Consider the following 18,905-nt stretch of genomic DNA (forward strand, 5'->3'; position numbering starts at 1 on the left):
TTTGTGTACTACCTCTCATTTTCTCTCTCCCTGACAAACTGTATCTATAAAAAATTGTGATTCTGTTCATATCTATCGACTTTATAGCTTGTGGATGGATTTACTTTGTCAAAAACACGCCTACTATGAACACGTGTTTGATAGTGAACATATGCTCTAATAACATGATGTGTGGCGTTGGTTATTTTTAACGAACTCATTTGTGGCAAATTAATTGCCAGGGGACGTGCTATGCGTGAAAAGGAATACATCGTAACGATTGGCTCGGCCAATATGGATGTTGCTGGGTATTCGCATGCTTCTCTAAATTATGCGGATTCGAATCCAGGTAAGATAAAATTCACTCCCGGTGGCGTTGGACGCAATATTGCACATAATCTCGCGCTGCTGGGTAAAAATTCTTGGTTGCTAACAGCGGTTGGTAACGATTTTTATGGTCAATCATTATTGGCACAAACCAATCAATCAGGAGTACATGTCGACAAGTGTCTTATCGTTTCCGGAGAGAATACATCCAGTTATTTATCGCTGCTTGATAATACTGGTGAAATGCTGGTGGCTATTAATGATATGAGTATCACCGAGCATATTTCAGCAGAATTTTTATCACAGCATTTTGATTTTATTAGGCAGGCAAAAGTCATTATCGCCGATTGCAATATCAGCGAAGACGCTCTGGCATGGGTACTGGAAAACGCCGGAGATGTTCCGGTGTTTGTTGACCCGGTGTCGGCCTGGAAGTGCGTAAAAATTCGCGGCCGCTTTGCAAAAATTCACACCCTCAAACCAAACCGCCTTGAAGCCGAAACGCTCAGCGGTATTGCGCTTTCTGGGCGTGATGACGTTAGCAAAGTCGCCGCGTGGTTTCATGATCGCGGCTTAAACCGGCTGGTGCTCAGCATGGGCGGCGACGGCGTTTATTACAGTGATATTGCGGGGAGTTGTGGTTGGTCGCTCCCCATTAAAACTCGCGTCATTAATGTCACAGGGGCTGGTGATGCGATGATGGCTGGACTGGCCGCCTGCTGGGTAGACGGCATGCCCTTTATTGATTCGGTTCGATTTGCGCAGGGGTGTTCATCAATGGCATTAGCCTGTGAATATACCAATAACCCTGATTTGTCTGTTGCGAATGTTAGCTCAATAGTGGAGAACACAGAATGTCTGAATTAACTCTTTCCTCTGAATTATTACAAATATCACCAGAAGTCCAGGAAGCATTAAACAGTAAAAAACCGATTGTTGCGCTTGAATCAACCATTATTTCTCATGGAATGCCATTTCCGCAGAATGCTCAGACAGCGATTGAAGTAGAAGAGACTATTCGTAAGCACGGCGCTGTTCCTGCGACCATCGCCATTATCGGCGGAATAATGAAAGTAGGTTTAAGTAAAGATGAAATTGAATTGCTTGGACGAGAAGGACATAGCGTTACGAAAGTAAGTCGTCGTGATTTGCCATTTGTGGTCGCGGCAGGGAAAAATGGTGCCACCACCGTTGCCTCTACGATGATTATTGCCGCCCTGGCTGGAATTAAAGTATTTGCGACCGGGGGAATTGGTGGCGTTCATCGTGGTGCTGAACATACGTTTGATATTTCCGCGGATCTGCAGGAACTGGCACATACCAATGTCACGGTAATTTGTGCTGGTGCTAAATCTATTCTGGATCTTGGCTTAACGACTGAATATTTAGAAACCTTTGGCGTGCCGTTAATTGGATATCGAACCCAAGCGTTACCGGCATTTTTCTGTCGTACCAGTCCGTTTGAAGTCAGTATCCGTCTGGACAGCGCTAAAGAGATTGCCCGCGCGATGGCGGTGAAATGGCAAACGGGTCTTAATGGAGGCCTGGTTGTCGCTAATCCAATCCCGGAGCAGTTTGCCATGGCAGAAGAGAAAATTAATGCGGCAATAGATCGGGCGGTAAAAGAAGCGGAAGAGCAGGGCGTCGTGGGTAAAGAAAGTACGCCGTTCCTGCTGGCGCGAGTTGCGGAGCTGACCGGTGGCGACAGCCTGAAATCAAATATTCAACTGGTGTTCAACAACGCAGTGCTGGCCTGTGAAATTGCGAAGGAGTATCAACGCCTCGCCTGACAGAATTTCCCGGGCAGAATGCGGTCGCCCGCGAATATCAAACCTACCAAAACCTGGCGATAACGCCGGGTTTCCTGGCATGAAGGGAATTTCATTATGGATATAATGAGAAGTGTTGTGGGTATGGTGGTATTACTGGCCATCGCGTTTCTGCTGTCAGTAAATAAAAAACGTATTAGTCTGCGCACCGTTGGGGCTGCGCTGGTACTGCAAATTGCCATCGGCGGTATTATGCTCTATTTCCCGCCGGGAAAATGGCTGGTTGAACAGGCCGCGCTCGGCGTCCACAAGGTGATGTCATATAGTGACGCGGGTAGCGCATTTATCTTCGGCTCCCTGGTTGGGCCAAAAATGGATGTGCTGTTTGACGGGGCAGGGTTTATTTTCGCCTTCCGGGTGCTCCCGGCCATCATTTTTGTGACCGCACTCATCAGTCTGCTCTATTACATTGGCGTGATGGGGCTATTGATCCGCATCCTCGGCGGTATTTTCCAGAAGGCGTTGAACATCAGTAAGATCGAGTCATTTGTCGCAGTAACCACGATTTTCCTCGGGCAAAACGAGATCCCGGCAATCGTGAAACCGTTTATTGACCGCCTTAATCGTAATGAACTGTTTACCGCTATTTGTAGCGGGATGGCCTCGATTGCTGGCTCAATGATGATTGGTTACGCCGGAATGGGCGTCCCGATTGACTATTTGCTGGCGGCATCATTGATGGCAATCCCTGGCGGTATTTTGTTCGCGCGTATGCTGAGTCCGGCAACGGAAGAATCTCGCGTCACCTTTGAAAACCTGTCATTTACTGAAACACCACCGAAAAGCATCATCGAAGCGGCGGCCAGTGGGGCTATGACCGGGCTGAAGATCGCCGCAGGCGTTGCGACGGTGGTAATGGCATTTGTCGCCATTATCGCGCTGATTAACGGCATTATCGGCGGAATTGGCGGTTGGTTTGGTTTTGGCCACGCCACTCTGGAAGGGATCTTTGGCTATGCGTTAGCCCCGCTGGCGTGGATTATGGGCGTGGACTGGAGCGATGCGACGCTGGCAGGTAGTCTGATTGGACAGAAGCTGGCGATCAACGAATTTGTTGCTTATCTCAACTTCTCGCCGTATCTGCAAACGGGCGGAACGCTGGACGTGAAGACCATCGCGATTATCTCGTTTGCGTTGTGTGGTTTCGCGAACTTCGGTTCGATTGGCGTCGTGGTCGGGGCATTTTCGGCGATTGCGCCACAGCGTGCGCCGGAAATCGCGCAACTTGGAATGCGTGCGCTGGCAGCAGCAACGCTGTCAAACCTGATGAGCGCGACAATAGCCGGTTTCTTTATCGGACTGGCATAAAATAAAGTTTGTAGGCCGGATAAGCGTAGCGCTATCCGGCAGACATTCAAGCTGTTTGCAGCAAATACAGAGCGTTATCCGCAGAGAGCGTTGGGTTGTTGATACTGACGCTGGCCCGCGATAATGCCGCGCAGGCCATGGCAAAGCGCGCGCTTTCACGAAACTCACTGCCTTCCAGAAAGCTGTACAGTAATCCCGCCATAAAAGCGTCATCGGCACCAAAACTGTCTACCACCGTATGCTCAGGCGGCGTCAATAAAAACTGTTCGCCGTCCTTTTCGCTGCAAAAAACGGATTCATCTTCCAGGCAGACAAAAATGCGTTTTACCCCTTGCTGATGCAGGCTATTGACGGCCAGTACGCGATCCGCATCAGTATGAATAGGTTGGCCCCATAAAATCGCCAGCTCTTTCTGCGTGGGTTTTAGCGTATGAATACGCGTAAACCAGGTTTTCATTTTTTCCGCTTTGAACTCTGAAACGGTGTCAATAAATACCGGAATATCATCGGCAATAGTAAAGACCCACTCAATGGCTTCGGCGGTCAGATTGCAATCGGCCAGTACGACACCGGAATGGCGAATCAAATCTCGCGAACCGTTAAGCAACTGCGGCGTCAATTGTTGCAGGATATGGGTATCGTTAATGGCCAGTACGGTCTCTTCCTGTTGATTAGCGATCGACAGGTAGGTTGAGGTGTTGTGTCCATGCAGACGAATGCAGCTGGAAACGTTAACCCCAGCCTGACGCGTTTGTTCCAGCAATGTTTCGCCATAGAAGTCACTGCCAACAGCGGAAATTAAATGTACGTCGCGGCCCAACAGCGCCAGGTTGTGGGCGATGTTACGTCCTACACCGCCTGCTGAGCAATGAATGCTGCCAGGGTTAGAGGCTGCCTGCGGATAATGGATGTCTGCAACCCCCCGGATATCCATGTTGATAGCACCGACAACCACGCAATAATCCTGTTCGGTAAGGATATAACCTTTACCTTTGATCATGCCTTTACGCATTAAATCCATAATATGCGCAGCGACGCGTGAACGGCTGATCTGCAAAATATCGGCGATTTCATTCTGCTGAATCAACGGATTGCGGCGCAAGATCTTAAGGATCTGCTTTTCCCTGTCGTTCATGATTAGGCCACCGCTTTTTCAGTTTGCTGGGCTTTCAGCCAGGCAATCTCTTCTGCCCAGATATCTGGATTAATGGTTTCCAACACCAGCGGAATGCCGTCAAAACGATTGTCCTGCATGATCCAACGGAAGGCATCGTGGCCAATATTGCCTTCACCTAAGCTGTGGTGACGGTCAACGCGGCTGCCAAACGTGCTCTTGGCGTCGTTCAGGTGCATACCGCGCAGATACTTGAAGCCGACAATTCGTTCAAATTCCGCAAAGGTCTTTTCGCATTCCTCAACGGATCGCAAATCGTAACCGGCCGCGAAGGCGTGGCAGGTATCAATACAGACGCCGACACGGGATTTATCTTCTACGCCGTCGATAATGGCGGCCAGGTGCTCAAACTTAAAGCCAAGGTTGCTGCCCTGTCCGGCGGTATTTTCAATGACCGCCGTAACGCCCTGGGTCTGGGCGAGGGCGATATTGATCGATTCCGCAATGCGCGCCAGACATTCATCTTCCGGAATCTGCATCAAATGGCTACCCGGGTGAAAGTTAAGCAGGGATAAGCCAAGCTGTTCGCAGCGTTGCATTTCGTCAAGAAACGCGTCACGCGATTTTTCCAGCGCATCGCTGACCGGGTGACCGAGGTTAATCAGGTAGCTGTCGTGAGGCAGGATTTGCGCGGAAGTATAGTGATACTTCTCGCAGGCAGATTTGAAATCATCAATGATTTCGGTGGTCAGCGGCGCGGCACGCCACTGACGCTGATTCTTGGTGAACAGGGCGAATGCGGTCGCTTCGATTTCTGCGGCTCGAATAGCGGCGTTAGCCAGACCGCCAGCGGCGCTTACGTGCGCTCCGATGTATTTCATAAATTAAACCCGCCATACTCAAATGCAAAAGGAGGAAGTATAGCGGGTTAATGGAGGTGAGTCGTGCTCGTTTATGCCATCAGCGCGTGGATAGCGAGGTTAATCGCGCCACCGCCTACAATCAGCCAGACAAACAGCAGCAGGGCCATCAGTAACGGTTTAGCACCGGCTTTTTTCAGGGCGCTAACGTGAGTGGTCAGCCCCAGTGCGGCCATCGCCATTGCCAGCAAAATGGTATCCAGTGTTACCAGCATGTTCACTATCGACTGCGGCAGAAAGTGGAACGAGTTAAAAATCGCGACCACAATGAACAGGATGGCAAACCACGGAATGGTGATTTTGCTCTTCTCACCACCGGAGGCCGGAGACAGCTGTTTAACGCGGGCGGCCAACAGGATAAGAAACGGTGCCAGCATCATGACGCGCAGCATTTTGGCAATAACTGCGGCATTTTCCGCATCCGGGTTAATGGCGTGCCCGGCAGCCACTACCTGTGCCACTTCATGCATGGTGGAACCAATGTAAATGCCGTAGGTTTCCGGGCTAAACCAGTGTGCCAGCAGCGGATACATTGCCGGATACAGGAAGATAGCGATGGTACCGAAGATCACTACGGTGGCGACAGCGACGGTTACCTTACTGGCTTCCGCTTTCACTACAGGCTCGGTTGCCAACACGGCGGCGGCACCACAAATGCTGCTCCCCGCGCCAATCAGCCAACTGGTGTGGCGGTCCAGACCAAACACTTTTTGCCCCAGGAAACAGGCAATCATAAAGGTACTGCTTAGCGTTAACACATCAATCACGATACCGCTGACGCCGACGTCAGCAATTTGCGCGAAGGTGAGGCGGAAGCCGTAGAGGATGATCCCCAGACGTAATAAATGTTGTTTAGCAAACAGCACACCGCCGTCACAGCTTTTCCAGATGTGCGGATAGACGGTGTTGCCGAGAACCATCCCCAGTAAGATTGCTAAGGTGAGGGCGCTGAACCCGGCACCTGCAACGGCGGGAATGGATCCACCCCATAAGGCGACCCCAGTGATAACTGCACTCAGGGCGAGCCCCGGAATAAAATGCCACGCTGTACGACGATGAGTCTGCAAGGTGAGTTCTGTCATATCCTTCTCCTTTATCTGGGTAAAAGAGTACGGCGAAGTGGTTTAAAAATAAAATTGATTATATATTTATAATTAATCTATATAAGTGGTATACCCGTCATACTTCAGGTTGCATGTGCGCTGGCTGCAACTCGAATTATTTAGGGTATAAGTAACGGTTATCCGGTGGAAAACGACTATGCATATCACCCTGCGACAACTTGAAGTGTTTGCTGAGGTATTAAAAAGCGGCTCAACGACCCAGGCGTCTGTCATGCTGGCATTGTCGCAGTCGGCGGTGAGTGCGGCACTTACCGATCTGGAAGGGCAACTCGGCGTGCAACTGTTTGACCGTGTTGGTAAACGACTGGTGGTCAACGAACACGGGCGCTTGCTCTACCCACGGGCGCTGGCGCTACTTGAGCAAACGACCGAAATCGAACAGCTTTTCCGCGAAGATAATGGCGCTATCCGGGTTTATGCCAGTAGCACCATTGGCAACTATATTCTCCCTGCCATGATCGCCCGCTATCGGCATGATTTCCCCGATTTGCCGCTGGAGCTTAGCGTGGGCAACAGCCAGGACGTGATCAATGCGGTGCTGGATTTCCGGGTAGACATCGGGCTGATTGAAGGGCCGTGTCACAGTACGGAAATTATCTCTGAACCGTGGCTGGAAGACGAGCTGGTGGTGTTCGCCGCACCGTCGTCACCGCTTACAAAGGGACCCGTTACGCTGGAACAACTGGCTGCTTCGCCGTGGATCCTGCGTGAACGAGGATCGGGTACGCGTGAACTGGTGGATTACCTGCTGTTGTCTCATTTGCCGAGATTTCAGATGGCAATGGAGTTGGGTAACTCCGAGGCCATTAAGCATGCAGTGCGCCATGGCCTTGGGATCAGCTGTTTGTCACGGCGGGTCATTGCCGAGCAGTTACAGGCGGGAACGCTGAGCGAAGTTCCTGTGCCGCTTCCACGTTTGGTCCGCACGCTGTGGCGTGTTCATCATCGACAAAAACATATCTCCAATGCCATTACGCGCTTTTTGCACTACAGCGACCAGGTAGAGCAGGGGGAATAGGACGTTCACTGTCGTAGCGACTCCTTTTTGCATAATGGCGGTTACGTTTTAACCGCCTTGCACCCTCTATTTTCTGCTTTACTTATAATCCGCGGCCAGTCATGAAGGTCTCTTATAACAGCGCATTTGTGCCGGAAGAATGCCGTTTCGTCTGCTACAATCGCGCCTCATTTTTTGGATGGATAGCATTTTCACATGGTTTCCGAAACTAAAACCACAGAAGCGCCCACGCTACGTCGTGAACTGAAGGCGCGTCACCTGACGATGATTGCCATTGGAGGCTCCATCGGTACAGGTCTTTTCGTTGCATCTGGTGCAACTATTTCTGCAGCGGGTCCTGGCGGCGCGTTGTTCTCTTATATTCTGATCGGTCTGATGGTGTATTTCCTGATGACCAGCCTCGGTGAACTGGCGGCCTATATGCCGGTTTCTGGCTCGTTTTCCACCTACGGTCAGAACTACGTAGAAGAAGGCTTTGGCTTCGCGCTGGGCTGGAACTACTGGTACAACTGGGCGGTAACGATTGCCGTTGACCTGGTGGCCGCACAGCTGGTGATGAGCTGGTGGTTCCCGGACACGCCGGGTTGGATCTGGAGTGCGCTGTTCCTCGGCGTGATCTTCCTGCTGAACTACATTTCTGTTCGCGGATTTGGTGAAGCGGAATATTGGTTCTCACTGATCAAAGTTACCACCGTCATTATCTTCATCGTAGTTGGCGTAATGATGATTTTCGGTATCTTCAAAGGCGCTCAGCCGGTGGGCTGGAGCAACTGGACGACCGGTGATGCACCGTTTGCCGGTGGTTTTGCTGCGATGATTGGCGTGGCGATGATCGTCGGCTTCTCCTTCCAGGGGACGGAACTGATCGGTATCGCGGCAGGTGAATCTGAAGATCCTGAAAAGAACATTCCACGTGCGGTACGTCAGGTATTCTGGCGAATCCTGCTGTTCTATGTGTTCGCGATTTTGATTATCAGCCTGATTATTCCGTACACCGATCCGAGCCTGCTGCGCAACGATGTGAAAGACATCAGCGTTAGCCCGTTCACGCTGGTATTCCAGCATGCGGGTCTGCTGTCCGCGGCAGCGGTAATGAACGCAGTTATCCTGACGGCGGTGCTGTCTGCAGGTAACTCCGGGATGTACGCTTCCACGCGTATGCTTTACACCCTGGCATGTGACGGTAAAGCGCCACGTATTTTCGGTAAACTGTCTCGTGGCGGCGTACCGCGTAACGCGCTGTATGCGACCACCGTGGTGGCGGGGCTGTGCTTCCTGACCTCGATGTTTGGCAATCAGACCGTATACCTGTGGCTGCTGAATACTTCCGGGATGACGGGCTTTATCGCCTGGCTGGGGATCGCCATTAGCCACTATCGCTTCCGTCGCGGTTATGTGCTGCAGGGCCACGATGTGAAGGATCTGCCGTACCGTTCTGGCTTCTTTCCGCTGGGTCCGATCTTCGCCTTTGTGCTGTGCCTGATTATCACTCTCGGCCAGAACTACGAAGCGTTCCTGAAAGACAGCATTGACTGGGGCGGCGTGATGGCTACCTATATTGGTATCCCGCTGTTCCTGATTATCTGGTTTGGCTATAAGCTGACCAAAGGAACCCATTTTGTCCGCTACAGCGAAATGAAATTCCCGGGTCGCGTGAAGAAATAACAGTATAAAAAGCATAACAAAAACTCCGGCATGATGAGTGCCGGGGTTTTTTATTGCGTCAAACTTAGAAGCTGTAAGTCATGCCAACCGTGTAACGACGACCATCGAGAACGGTGTCGTAGGTATCGTAATCGATTTGCTTATCCAGCACGTTATACACGCCAGCGGTCATCAACAAATCCTTGGTGGCATAGTAACGTAAACCCACATCGACCTGCGTATAGGACGGCGTACCCTGCGCCATGGAAGTACGGCTCAGGTATTCAGACGTTTTTCCACGCAGATTCAGGCGGCTCCAGAAACCGAGATCCTGCGTGGCCTGCCAGTCCAGCGTCGTGTTAAACATATGCTTCGGCATTTTGTTCAACGGCTGGCCGGAGAACTGACCGCTTTTCTGCTCAGATTCCGTGTAGGTGTAGTTCGCAGTCCAGTTGACGTCTGACGTAATCTTCCAGCCGAAGGTGGATTCTACGCCACGCATATTGGCTTTATCGACGTTAACGCGATCGCTGACGAAGTCATAATGGGTATTGCCGATGGTGCAGGCCGGATCGGAACTGCTGTTACAACGGCGCACTTCAGTGATTTTGTTCTTGAAGTCGGTATTGAACAGGGTGACGCCTGCGTTGAGGTTATCGCCGTTATCCCACAGTAAGCCGATTTCTTCGCTGAGGCTTTTCTCCGGCTTCAGGTCCGGGTTGCCGACAATGATTCCGTTCAGACGACCGCCACCGGTGACCTGTCCCCAGTTTGCTGATGACTGGCGCAGGTCTGGCGCACGGTAGCCCGCCGAAACGCCGCCTTTTAAGGTCCATTGATCGCTCAGATGCCATACGCCATAGCCGCGTGGCGTCCAGTTGTCACCGTAGTTCTCATCTTTATCCATACGCAGACCGCCGGTCAGCGAGAAGGTATCGGTAACGGCCCATTCATCTTCAGCAAACAACGCCCAGCTCCAGCGGGTCAATTTGTTCAGCCCATCAGCCGCTTGCAGCTGGTTGCCGTTATCACGCAGTTTCTCATAACGGTATTGCCCACCTAGCGTCAGGGTATGCGCCCCAAGGAAGACCTGGTTCTGGCTATTGAAAATCGTATTGTAAGACTTCATTTTGCGACCCGGGTTTTCGCTCTCTTCCTGCTGGACATAGCTGGTGGAGTTGAAGTCATCGTAATAACCGCTATGGGTTAAAGAATACGTCGTGTGCACATACTTGCTTTCGCTTTTGCTGTTCGGCTTACAGCTTCCGTTACGACAGTTTTCCTCAGCCATAGATTTGCCTGGGGTACTGTCGCGATCCTGCAATTCACGTGCGTAATCGAAATCGATATCGTTTTTATCGTCTGGCGTAAAGTTCAGGGTTAAGCCCCCGTTACGCATACGCTGTTCATTGTAGCCATTGAGGATTTTATCTTCCGCCCGATGGGAGAATAACCCGGTCACCTTCGCGCCAAGTAATCCGTCAATCAGTGGCCCAGACGCATAGGCGTTGGTCTGGTAAATATCGCCGGAGTCTCTGTCTTCCTGGAAAGTGGCATCGCCGTGCAGAGAACCGGTCCAGGCTTTGGTATTCGACACTTTCTTGGTGATGACGTTAATGACACCGCCCATCGCGTCGGAGCCGTACAGGGATGACATCGGGCCACGGATGACTTCGATACGCTCGATGGATTCAAGCGGCGGCAGCCAACCTTGTTCAATACCTGAGTTGTCGCTATTAGGACGTGTGCCGCGGGTGCTGATGCGTTTACCGTTGACCAGGAAGAGCGTGTATTGCGAAGCCATACCGCGAATACTGATATCGCTGCTGCTCCCCCCGCCGGTGACGACGACGCCAGGGACATCTTTTAGCGCATCGGTGACATCGCGATAGGCTTTGTCCTCAATCTGCTGCTTGGTAATAACAGATATCGAAGCCGGGGCATCCTGAATTTTCTGCTCAAAGCCGGTAGCGGTAACTACCACGGTATCTTGTTCAGCGGCATGGCCGAGTGATGGGAGACTGGCGACGCATACTGCGGCAGCTACAGCCTTAACGTGAGGTATAGTCATTTGTATCATTCCATTTAAATGAATCAAACTGCGCGTCATGTGAAAGGCCATGACAATTGTATGTATTTGTCTTTTAAGGACTCTTTTCAGTAAAGAAGCGGGAGGATTGTACAAAAGTATGAATATTTGTAAACACAAATGATAATAGAAATCATTTGTGTTTGATATGATTTGGGGTGAAATACTTTTTTAATCAATAAGATAGTGAAGGAAGAAAAAAGGAGAAAAAGTGAAGGAATGATGGAGGGATGAAGAAGATGGACACCTTTTTGACGCTGAAAGAACCCAACCGAAAGACAGCGGCGATGGCGCCACTGTCCTGTTATGGCTGGCTTATAGTCGATGGAATTTGGCGAGTAAGGCCAGTGACAAGGTGGTTAACAGGATTGCGATCACGGCATAGAGATAGACTCCAGACCACTCCCAGTTGTTCTTCACTAATATCACCGGTACGCCTGCTAACGCCGCGCCGACATAGCTAAACAATCCGCGGAAGCCAGTTATCGATCCCGCCGCATCTTTGTGAGTGACGTCCAGACAACCTACGGCAAAAAGCATATGCGGCCCGTACAGGGCGAAACCCATTATGGTGAAGAGAATGGCCGTAATGGTATATGAGGTATCCTGAACCAGTGGGATTAAGGTAATACATACGCACAGCATTAATGCGAATATTAAGCCTGTCATCCAGCGGTTACTTTTAAACATAAAGTCAGATAAGTAACCCGCCAGTAGCCCTCCGGCAAGTCCACCGGCTTCAAACCACGAGATAATGGAGTTGGCTTTAATCAGACTCCAGCCATGCACCTGAGAATAGTAAATTTGCGGCCAGTCATTGAGGATGGTGCGGGCAATATAAACGGACATATCGCCAATGATAATAATCCACACTAATGGGTTAATCAGGATATATTTGACGAAAATCAGCCAAAAGGAGAGATTTACCGGACTGGCTTTCACTTGGGCAAGCTCTGTTGGATCCTTACGCCATTCGCCAACGTTAGGCAAACCTAAGGTCCCGGGACGGTCTTTAATCGTAAAGAGCGCTACGATCCCCATCAGCAAGGAGATTGCGCCCGGTACATAAAAACCCATTTTCCAGCTACCGCTCCAGACAATCGCGAAACTTGTCAGCAGTGGGGCGAGACTACCGCCAATATTATGCGCCGCTTCAACGACCGCCCACCAACGTCCGCGTTCATTCTTGGAAAACCAGGATGCCATGATCTTTGCCATTGGTGGAAAACTGGTGCCCTGGAGGATAGCATTGAGGCTGTACAACACATAAAACGCGGCAACGCTGTCGGAAAAACCAAACAGAATATTAACGATCCCCACGCCAATGAGCACCGGGCCGGTCATGGCTTTCGGATTGATTTTATCAACCAGCATGCCGCCAACAAACTTCATTGAGCCATACAGGATGTAAAACAGTGAAGACATGATGGCAAAATCTTCTGCGGTCAGAGTGGTATCTGACAGCATGGCCGGCATGGCGGCTGAGAAGTTTTTACGTGTTAAATAAAAGACCGCGTAAGAGATAAAAACCGAGGTAATAATCTCTATCCTGAATTTTTTGTAAGTATGGTCAATCTCTTTTTTTTCTTTTACAACCGGCTTATCAGCCTGGCTGAATATAAATGATTTCAAGCTCATATGATCTTCCCTTCAGACAGTGCTTGTGGGGTTATAATTCATTTTCGATAAAGAACAAAAGCGACTCGAATCCGTGAAAATTAATCTGATTTGTAATTAAATTTCTGACCGCGGGTTTTGCTCGCCAGGCAATACCAGTGCCAGCATACGTGAGCATGGGAATATCGTTGGCGCCATCACCGCAGGCGATAATATTATGCTGAGGCATCTGCAGAGAGTCGGCAATCATGGCCAATGTTTTTTGCTTATTTTCTGCATTCATGATTGGCGCGGAAATATTATCTGTCAGCATGCCATTACTGACTTCAACGGTATTTGAAAATATATAGTCCAGCTGATATTTCTGTTGTAAGCGGTGGGTGAAAATATCCAGTCCGCCGGAAATGATCGCTGTTTTAAATCCTTTCTGCTTGAGGAATGGCAAAATGGTGGTGATGCCGGGAGAGGCCGTCATCCGATCGCATACGGCATTAATGACATGGATGTGTGTCCCTTTTAACATTCCGATGCGCCGGGTGAAACTGTTATTGAAATCCAGTTTTCCTTCCATCGCTTGCTGCGTCAGTTCTGTTATCCGATCGGTGATGCCTAGCGCGCGGGCGATCTCATCCACACCTTCTTCCTCGATAAACGTCGAGTCCATGTCAAAGGCGATGATCCCGTTCGTCGGGATGATTTGCGGTTTTAGGAAAAAATCAAATTGCTGAGTGAACGATGTAGCCCTTAGTTTCTTGTATATGTCATCGGTGAATATTTCATCGGGTATTGATAATTTTAAATACGGTTTATTGAATGCGGCTATAGATAATTGTTCCAGTGCGCACGGATATTGTTTGGTCTCGGTATTTAGAAATGTATTGTGCAACCATGCCTGAAGTTTTTCAGGATCTTTTGCACTAATAAAATAAATAATTGCCATTATGTCACTCCTGTAAATTAAGGTTATTTTAATAGTAGGGGGTGACGATTGAATCCTGCTTTATCACAGATGTGAATGTTAAAAAAAAGATAAAATAGTATTGTTTTTTATACCAATAAATAAACAAAGTCTGAAAGGTATCATTTTTGATATACACGTCACGGTCTGTTGCTACTGGCGGTATATTCTATTTTAACTAACAGGGATGGGTCTAAAATGGAAAGTTGTATTGATATTTTTAAAGTCGTCATAGGGCCTTCCAGTTCAAGAACAGTAGGGCCAATGCGTGCCGCGTTTAACTTCATTTCACAATTAAAGCTACAGGAGATCTTACCGCTAACGCGAGAAATCGAGGTTGAGCTATACGGCGCGCTCTCATTAAGCCGCAAGTGTCATAACGTTGATATCGCTCTTTATCTGGGGCTGTTGGGCAATCAGCCGGATGATGTTGATTTACTCCAGCAGATGGATCTCATTAAACGTGCTGAACAGGACGGCACCCTGACGCTTTCTCCTTCAGTTACCGTGACGGTCGCGATTAAGCCGAATCAACAACCGCATTCTGGCCATCCCTATGCGATGACGTTTCGTGCCAGGGATGATTATTTTACGTTGTATGAAGAAACATGGTTTTCAACCGGCGCCGGACAGGTTCGCAAACCCGGCGAGCCGGCGCCCGAGAGAGCCGCGCAAAAAAACGCATTTCCTTTTGCGTTTCAAAATGCCGCGCAGCTGCAGGAACTGTGTCAGCGTAATGGACTATCCGTTGCGGCATTAATGATGAAAAATGAATTACAGGTGCATTCCCAGGCGGCGTTGCATGACTATTTCGCGTACGTTTGGGCGATAATGCAGCAGGCCGTCCATCGTGGTCTGCATACTGAAGGCCTACTGCCAGGCTCATATCAGGTGCCGCGCAGGGCCTGCTCGCTCTATAAATTACTGGCAATGAAACCCTCTGCTAACGACTTTCTCACCAACCTCAACTGGGTGAATGCGTTTGCGATTGCCGTCAGCGAGGAAAACGCCGCTGGAGGGCGAGTGGTGACCGCGCCGACCAATGGTGCGAGCGGTATCATCCCTGCGGTCCTCAGTTGGTACGATAAGTTTGTCTGTAAGTTGGATAGCGCATCGGTTATCCGCTTTTTCCTCACCGCTGGCGCCATCGCGCTACTGTTCAAACAAAACGCGTCTATTTTAGGTTCTGAGGTTGGGTGTCAGGGAGAGATCGGCGTGGCCAGTTCGATGGCCGCAGCCGGATTAGCGGAACTGATGGGGGCGTCAGTTGCTCAGGTGCTGAATGCCGCAGAAATCACCATGGAGCACCATCTCGGACTGACCTGCGATCCGGTTGGCGGGCAGGTACAAATTCCCTGCGTCGAACGAAACGCGATTTCGTCCGTAAAAGCGATTAACGCCGCAACGATGGCGATGAGCCGTGTCAGCGAGCCATGCGTTTCGCTCGATGAGGTGATTGCCGCCATGTATGAAACGGGTAAAGACATGAGCGCGAAGTACCGTGAGACGTATCACGGCTGCCTTGGGAAAATTCAGCCCAAAAATCGGGGAGGGCGGCATGAAATATAACACCATGAATAATGATGAAATCATCTTGTCATTATGCGCTCGCATCAGAGAAACGCGGATTTCTCTGGCGCTAACGCAGCAGCAACTTGCTGACCGCGCACAGGTCGGCATTGCGACCATTAAACGCATTGAGAAAGGCGGCGGCCTCAATCTGGACACGCTTATCTCCCTGTTGCGTGCACTGAATAAGTTGCATCACCTGGATGCAATCTTATTCGAGTCTGAAGTGCGTAATTTTAACGAAGGTTATGAAGGCGGTGAGAGCGTGGGGAGATTACAGGTACGCCAACAGGCGGCCGATCTAAATCGTAAAGCGTCCGCGCCGCAGTCAGAAGAGATGAGCTACAGCGCGGCAATAGAAAATACGCTTTACTGGTGATCACTTCAGCAAATACTGGGCGTGGAAGCGCAGGTGATCCTCAATAAACGACGCAATAAAGTAATAGCTGTGGTCGTAACCTGGCTGGATGCGTAGCGTCATTGGCCATGCAGTCTGACGGGCTATTTCCGCCAGCACTGCGGGCTGCAACTGATCGGCAAGAAACTGATCGCTGTCTCCTTGATCAATTAGCGTCGGAATCGCGTCTGTGGGCTTACTGGCCAGCATTAACGCGCAGCTATCCCACTCAGTCCATTGTGTTTTATCTTCACCCAGATAAGCGCTAAAAGCCTTCTCGCCCCACGGAACGCGACAAGGGTTTACGATCGGCGCAAAGGCTGAAACGCTGGTGTATTTCCCGGGATTTTTCAGCGCCATAATCAATGCGCCGTGACCCCCCATAGAGTGCCCGCTGATGGCGCAGCGATCGCTGACGTTAAACTGCGAATGAATCAGTGCCGGAAGCTCATCACGCAGATAGTCATACATACGAAAATGCGTTGCCCATGGCTGCTGAGTGGCATTGAGGTAAAATCCCGCGCCCTGGCCTAAATCGTAGCCATCATCGTTGGCAACCTGCTCGCCGCGCGGGCTGGTGTCTGGCATCACCAGAACAATACCGAGCTCAGCCGCGATGCGCTGTGCGCCGGCTTTGGTGGTGAAGTTTTCATCATTGCAGGTCAGGCCCGACAGCCAGTACAGCACCGGAGGCGGGGCGTTATCGCGGGGTGGTGGAAGATAAATACTGAAGGTCATGGCGCAATTTAACGTGGCGGAGTCGTGACGCCAGCGTTGCTGCCAGCCTTCAAAACAGCGGTGCTCTTCAAGCATTTCCATGCGTGGCTCCTTGTTGTGTTGAACCTGTATGTGTTTGCGAACTCACCATAATACAGATTATTCATTGCACTGTGAGTAACTTTCACTTCCGCATTGAGCAAACATACTTCATCATCTATATAACTTTACATTAACACTCGACGTCACCGGGCTGAACAGAAAGTGAAGTTGCTACAGCTGAAAGGCTGTGCCAATTTCAATAATTATCGCGGTGAATACTGGATTATGTGCGCCGCCTCACGCACAATGTTCTGGCTGTGATACAGCCTAAAAACTTTGCCCCATGCAGGGCAGAGGCGCCCCACCTGCAGGAGAAGAAGAAATGTCATCACTCAGTAAAGAAGCGGCACTGGTTCATGAAGCGCTGGTTGCGCGTGGTCTCGAAACCCCGCTGCGCCCGCCCGTGCAAGAGATGGATAACGAAACACGCAAACGTCTTATCTCTGGCCATATGACCGAGATTATGCAATTGCTCAATCTCGATTTGAGCGATGACAGTCTGATGGAAACTCCGCATCGCATTGCGAAAATGTATGTCGATGAGATTTTCTCCGGCCTCGATTACGCCAACTTCCCGAAAATCACCGTCATTGAAAATAAAATGAAGGTGGACGAGATGGTCACGGTCCGCGATATTACGTTGACCAGCACCTGCGAACACCACTTTGTCACTATCGATGGCAAAGCGACGGTGGCGTATATTCCGAAAGATTCGGTTATTGGTCTGTCGAAGATTAACCGCATTGTGCAGTTCTTCGCCCAGCGCCCACAGGTACAGGAACGCCTGACCCAGCAAATTCTCACCGCGCTGCAAACGCTGCTCGGGACGAATAATGTGGCGGTGTCGATTGATGCGGTGCATTACTGTGTGAAAGCGCGCGGCATTCGTGATGCGACCAGTGCGACCACCACCACTTCTCTTGGTGGATTGTTTAAGTCCAGCCAGAACACGCGTCAGGAATTCCTGCGCGCAGTACGTCATCACAACTGATTAGGGCAGGAACCATGGAGCGTAATGTCACGCTGGATTTTATTCGTGGCGTCGCCATTCTAGGTATCCTGCTTCTCAATATTAGCGCCTTTGGCTTGCCAAAGGCGGCATATCTCAATCCTGCGTGGTATGGCGACATCACCTTATCCGATGCCTGGACCTGGGCGCTGCTCGATCTCTTTGCGCAGGTAAAATTCCTCACGCTGTTTGCGCTGCTGTTCGGTGCCGGTCTGCAAATGCTGCTCCCACGCGGTAAACGCTGGATCCAGTCACGGCTTACGCTGCTGGTGTTATTGGGTTTTATTCACGGTTTACTCTTCTGGGATGGCGATATCCTGCTGGCATATGGCTTGATCGGCCTGATTTGCTGGCGGCTGATCCGGGATGCGCCGTCGGTAAAAAGCTTATTTAATACTGGTGTGCTGCTGTATCTGGTGGGCGTTGGCGTACTGCTGCTGTTGGGTGTGATCTCCGGGAGCGAAACCAGCCGCGCCTGGACGCCGGATGCTTCAGCGTTGCTGTATGAAAAATACTGGAAAGTGAACGGCGGAATGGAAGCAATCAGCAATCGCGTGGATATGATGTCCAATAGCTTGCTGGCGTTGGGTGCTCAGTACGGCTGGCAATTGGCGGGCATGATGCTGCTCGGCGCGGCATTAATGCGCAGCGGCTGGCTAAAAGGGCAATACAGTTTGCAGCATTATCGTCGCACTGGCGTGTTGCTGGTCATCGTTGGGATGCTCATTAACCTGCCTGCTATTATCGCCCAGTGGCAACTGGACTGGGCTTACCGCTGGTGTGCCTTCCTGTTGCAAGCCCCGCGAGAGCTGGGTGCCCCTTTGCAAACCATTGGTTATGCCGCGTTGATGTTTGGTTTCTGGCCTCAGCTTAATCGCTTAAAATGGGTCATTGCCGTCGCCTGTGTGGGACGCATGGCATTAACCAACTATCTGTTACAAACCTTAATCTGTACCACGCTGTTCTATCAATTCGGCTTATTTATGAAATTCGACCGACTGGAGCTGCAGTATTTCGTCATCCCGGTCTGGGTCATTAACTTACTTTTCTCAGTGATATGGCTACGTTATTACCGCCAGGGCCCGGTGGAATGGCTGTGGCGTCAATTAACCCTGCGTGCTGCAGGGACATCATTACCGCGAACATCCAGATAACGATCTGGATCACATTCATTAACAAAATGG

Annotated in this window: 16 protein-coding genes; 9 read left to right on the top strand and 7 right to left on the bottom strand. The window is 50.4% G+C overall.

Features of this window, described 5'->3' with window-relative positions; all coding sequences use genetic code 11:
• Window positions 1–231: 231 nt before the first annotated feature.
• The 3 genes from OGX66_RS19805 (at window position 232) to OGX66_RS19815 (ending at window position 3,443) form a co-directional block, all read left to right on the top strand.
• Entirely contained in the window at window positions 232–1,173 is a 942-nt protein-coding gene (locus OGX66_RS19805; RefSeq protein ID WP_003027434.1) for a pseudouridine kinase, read from the top strand.
• Window positions 1,161–2,096 carry a pseudouridine-5'-phosphate glycosidase gene (locus tag OGX66_RS19810; RefSeq protein ID WP_003027432.1) on the top strand — a complete coding sequence of 312 codons (936 nt, stop codon included), beginning with the start codon at window positions 1,161–1,163 and terminating at the stop codon, window positions 2,094–2,096. The genes OGX66_RS19805 and OGX66_RS19810 overlap by 13 nt, the downstream gene beginning before the upstream one ends.
• A 96-nt stretch (window positions 2,097–2,192) precedes the next feature.
• Window positions 2,193–3,443, top strand: a complete 1,251-nt coding sequence (locus OGX66_RS19815; RefSeq protein WP_003027431.1) for a NupC/NupG family nucleoside CNT transporter — start codon at window positions 2,193–2,195, stop codon at window positions 3,441–3,443.
• A gap of 46 nt (window positions 3,444–3,489) precedes the next feature.
• Here the strand turns inward: OGX66_RS19815 and OGX66_RS19820 are convergent, their stop codons facing one another.
• From OGX66_RS19820 to OGX66_RS19830, 3 genes are all read right to left on the bottom strand, one after another.
• The gene (locus OGX66_RS19820; protein WP_003027430.1) at window positions 3,490–4,578 is read right to left on the bottom strand and encodes a sugar kinase; all 1,089 of its coding nucleotides are present in this window, start codon (window positions 4,576–4,578) and stop codon (window positions 3,490–3,492) included.
• Window positions 4,579–4,580: 2 nt separating this feature from the next.
• A complete protein-coding gene (gene nfo, locus OGX66_RS19825) occupies window positions 4,581–5,438 on the bottom strand; it encodes a deoxyribonuclease IV (RefSeq protein WP_003027428.1) in 858 nt (285 codons plus the stop codon).
• 71 nt (window positions 5,439–5,509) lie between these two features.
• The gene (locus OGX66_RS19830; RefSeq protein WP_003840098.1) at window positions 5,510–6,559 is read right to left on the bottom strand and encodes a YeiH family protein; all 1,050 of its coding nucleotides are present in this window, start codon (window positions 6,557–6,559) and stop codon (window positions 5,510–5,512) included.
• A gap of 178 nt (window positions 6,560–6,737) precedes the next feature.
• Here OGX66_RS19830 and yieE point away from each other — a divergent pair, with 178 nt between their 5' ends.
• On the top strand, window positions 6,738–7,619 hold the full coding sequence (yieE, locus tag OGX66_RS19835) for a DNA-binding transcriptional regulator YeiE (protein WP_003840099.1): 882 nt from the start codon (window positions 6,738–6,740) through the stop codon (window positions 7,617–7,619).
• Window positions 7,620–7,814: 195 nt separating this feature from the next.
• Window positions 7,815–9,284, top strand: coding sequence for a lysine-specific permease (gene lysP, locus OGX66_RS19840; RefSeq protein ID WP_003027419.1), 1,470 nt, complete (start codon window positions 7,815–7,817; stop codon window positions 9,282–9,284).
• A gap of 64 nt (window positions 9,285–9,348) precedes the next feature.
• Here the strand turns inward: lysP and OGX66_RS19845 are convergent, their stop codons facing one another.
• The 3 genes from OGX66_RS19845 to serB all read right to left on the bottom strand — a co-directional run bounded on the left by OGX66_RS19845 (window position 9,349) and on the right by serB (window position 13,909).
• Window positions 9,349–11,334, bottom strand: coding sequence for a ligand-gated channel protein (locus tag OGX66_RS19845; RefSeq protein WP_048217325.1), 1,986 nt, complete (start codon window positions 11,332–11,334; stop codon window positions 9,349–9,351).
• Window positions 11,335–11,667: 333 nt separating this feature from the next.
• Complete coding sequence (locus tag OGX66_RS19850; protein WP_270932497.1) at window positions 11,668–12,990, bottom strand: MFS transporter; 1,323 nt, start codon at window positions 12,988–12,990, stop codon at window positions 11,668–11,670.
• Between the two features lie 31 nt (window positions 12,991–13,021).
• Complete coding sequence (gene serB, locus OGX66_RS19855; protein ID WP_057101371.1) at window positions 13,022–13,909, bottom strand: phosphoserine phosphatase SerB; 888 nt, start codon at window positions 13,907–13,909, stop codon at window positions 13,022–13,024.
• A gap of 216 nt (window positions 13,910–14,125) precedes the next feature.
• On the opposite strand from serB, the gene OGX66_RS19860 reads away from it, so the two are divergent.
• Both OGX66_RS19860 and OGX66_RS19865 read left to right on the top strand, forming a co-directional pair.
• The gene (locus OGX66_RS19860) at window positions 14,126–15,496 is read left to right on the top strand and encodes an L-serine ammonia-lyase (RefSeq protein WP_071687535.1); all 1,371 of its coding nucleotides are present in this window, start codon (window positions 14,126–14,128) and stop codon (window positions 15,494–15,496) included.
• On the top strand, window positions 15,486–15,875 hold the full coding sequence (locus OGX66_RS19865; protein ID WP_003840109.1) for a helix-turn-helix domain-containing protein: 390 nt from the start codon (window positions 15,486–15,488) through the stop codon (window positions 15,873–15,875). The genes OGX66_RS19860 and OGX66_RS19865 overlap by 11 nt, the downstream gene beginning before the upstream one ends.
• On the opposite strand, the gene fghA is transcribed toward OGX66_RS19865, so the two are convergent.
• A complete protein-coding gene (fghA, locus tag OGX66_RS19870) occupies window positions 15,876–16,712 on the bottom strand; it encodes an S-formylglutathione hydrolase (RefSeq protein ID WP_003027413.1) in 837 nt (278 codons plus the stop codon).
• 322 nt (window positions 16,713–17,034) lie between these two features.
• Here fghA and folE point away from each other — a divergent pair, with 322 nt between their 5' ends.
• Window positions 17,035–17,703 (top strand): GTP cyclohydrolase I FolE, encoded by a 669-nt coding sequence (gene folE, locus OGX66_RS19875; RefSeq protein WP_003027410.1) that lies wholly within the window; start codon window positions 17,035–17,037, stop codon window positions 17,701–17,703.
• A gap of 14 nt (window positions 17,704–17,717) precedes the next feature.
• Window positions 17,718–18,875 (top strand): DUF418 domain-containing protein YeiB, encoded by a 1,158-nt coding sequence (gene yeiB, locus OGX66_RS19880; protein ID WP_088903266.1) that lies wholly within the window; start codon window positions 17,718–17,720, stop codon window positions 18,873–18,875.
• Window positions 18,876–18,905 lie beyond the last annotated feature (30 nt).

The organism is Citrobacter sp. Cf072 (assembly GCF_030334485.1).
Classification (GTDB): domain Bacteria; phylum Pseudomonadota; class Gammaproteobacteria; order Enterobacterales; family Enterobacteriaceae; genus Citrobacter; species Citrobacter freundii.

What these genes read in the sequence shown, in the direction of transcription:
- OGX66_RS19850 (WP_270932497.1), bottom strand. Translation starts at nt 12,990, where the DNA reads ATGAGCTTGAAATCATTTATATTCAGCCAGGCTGATAAGCCGGTTGTA.
- OGX66_RS19805 (WP_003027434.1), top strand. Translation starts at nt 232, where the DNA reads ATGCGTGAAAAGGAATACATCGTAACGATTGGCTCGGCCAATATGGAT.
- OGX66_RS19860 (WP_071687535.1), top strand. Translation starts at nt 14,126, where the DNA reads ATGGAAAGTTGTATTGATATTTTTAAAGTCGTCATAGGGCCTTCCAGT.
- OGX66_RS19810 (WP_003027432.1), top strand. Translation starts at nt 1,161, where the DNA reads ATGTCTGAATTAACTCTTTCCTCTGAATTATTACAAATATCACCAGAA.
- folE (WP_003027410.1), top strand. Translation starts at nt 17,035, where the DNA reads ATGTCATCACTCAGTAAAGAAGCGGCACTGGTTCATGAAGCGCTGGTT.
- fghA (WP_003027413.1), bottom strand. Translation starts at nt 16,712, where the DNA reads ATGGAAATGCTTGAAGAGCACCGCTGTTTTGAAGGCTGGCAGCAACGC.
- OGX66_RS19845 (WP_048217325.1), bottom strand. Translation starts at nt 11,334, where the DNA reads ATGACTATACCTCACGTTAAGGCTGTAGCTGCCGCAGTATGCGTCGCC.
- OGX66_RS19820 (WP_003027430.1), bottom strand. Translation starts at nt 4,578, where the DNA reads ATGAACGACAGGGAAAAGCAGATCCTTAAGATCTTGCGCCGCAATCCG.
- nfo (WP_003027428.1), bottom strand. Translation starts at nt 5,438, where the DNA reads ATGAAATACATCGGAGCGCACGTAAGCGCCGCTGGCGGTCTGGCTAAC.
- serB (WP_057101371.1), bottom strand. Translation starts at nt 13,909, where the DNA reads ATGGCAATTATTTATTTTATTAGTGCAAAAGATCCTGAAAAACTTCAG.
- lysP (WP_003027419.1), top strand. Translation starts at nt 7,815, where the DNA reads ATGGTTTCCGAAACTAAAACCACAGAAGCGCCCACGCTACGTCGTGAA.
- OGX66_RS19815 (WP_003027431.1), top strand. Translation starts at nt 2,193, where the DNA reads ATGGATATAATGAGAAGTGTTGTGGGTATGGTGGTATTACTGGCCATC.
- OGX66_RS19865 (WP_003840109.1), top strand. Translation starts at nt 15,486, where the DNA reads ATGAAATATAACACCATGAATAATGATGAAATCATCTTGTCATTATGC.
- yieE (WP_003840099.1), top strand. Translation starts at nt 6,738, where the DNA reads ATGCATATCACCCTGCGACAACTTGAAGTGTTTGCTGAGGTATTAAAA.
- OGX66_RS19830 (WP_003840098.1), bottom strand. Translation starts at nt 6,559, where the DNA reads ATGACAGAACTCACCTTGCAGACTCATCGTCGTACAGCGTGGCATTTT.
- yeiB (WP_088903266.1), top strand. Translation starts at nt 17,718, where the DNA reads ATGGAGCGTAATGTCACGCTGGATTTTATTCGTGGCGTCGCCATTCTA.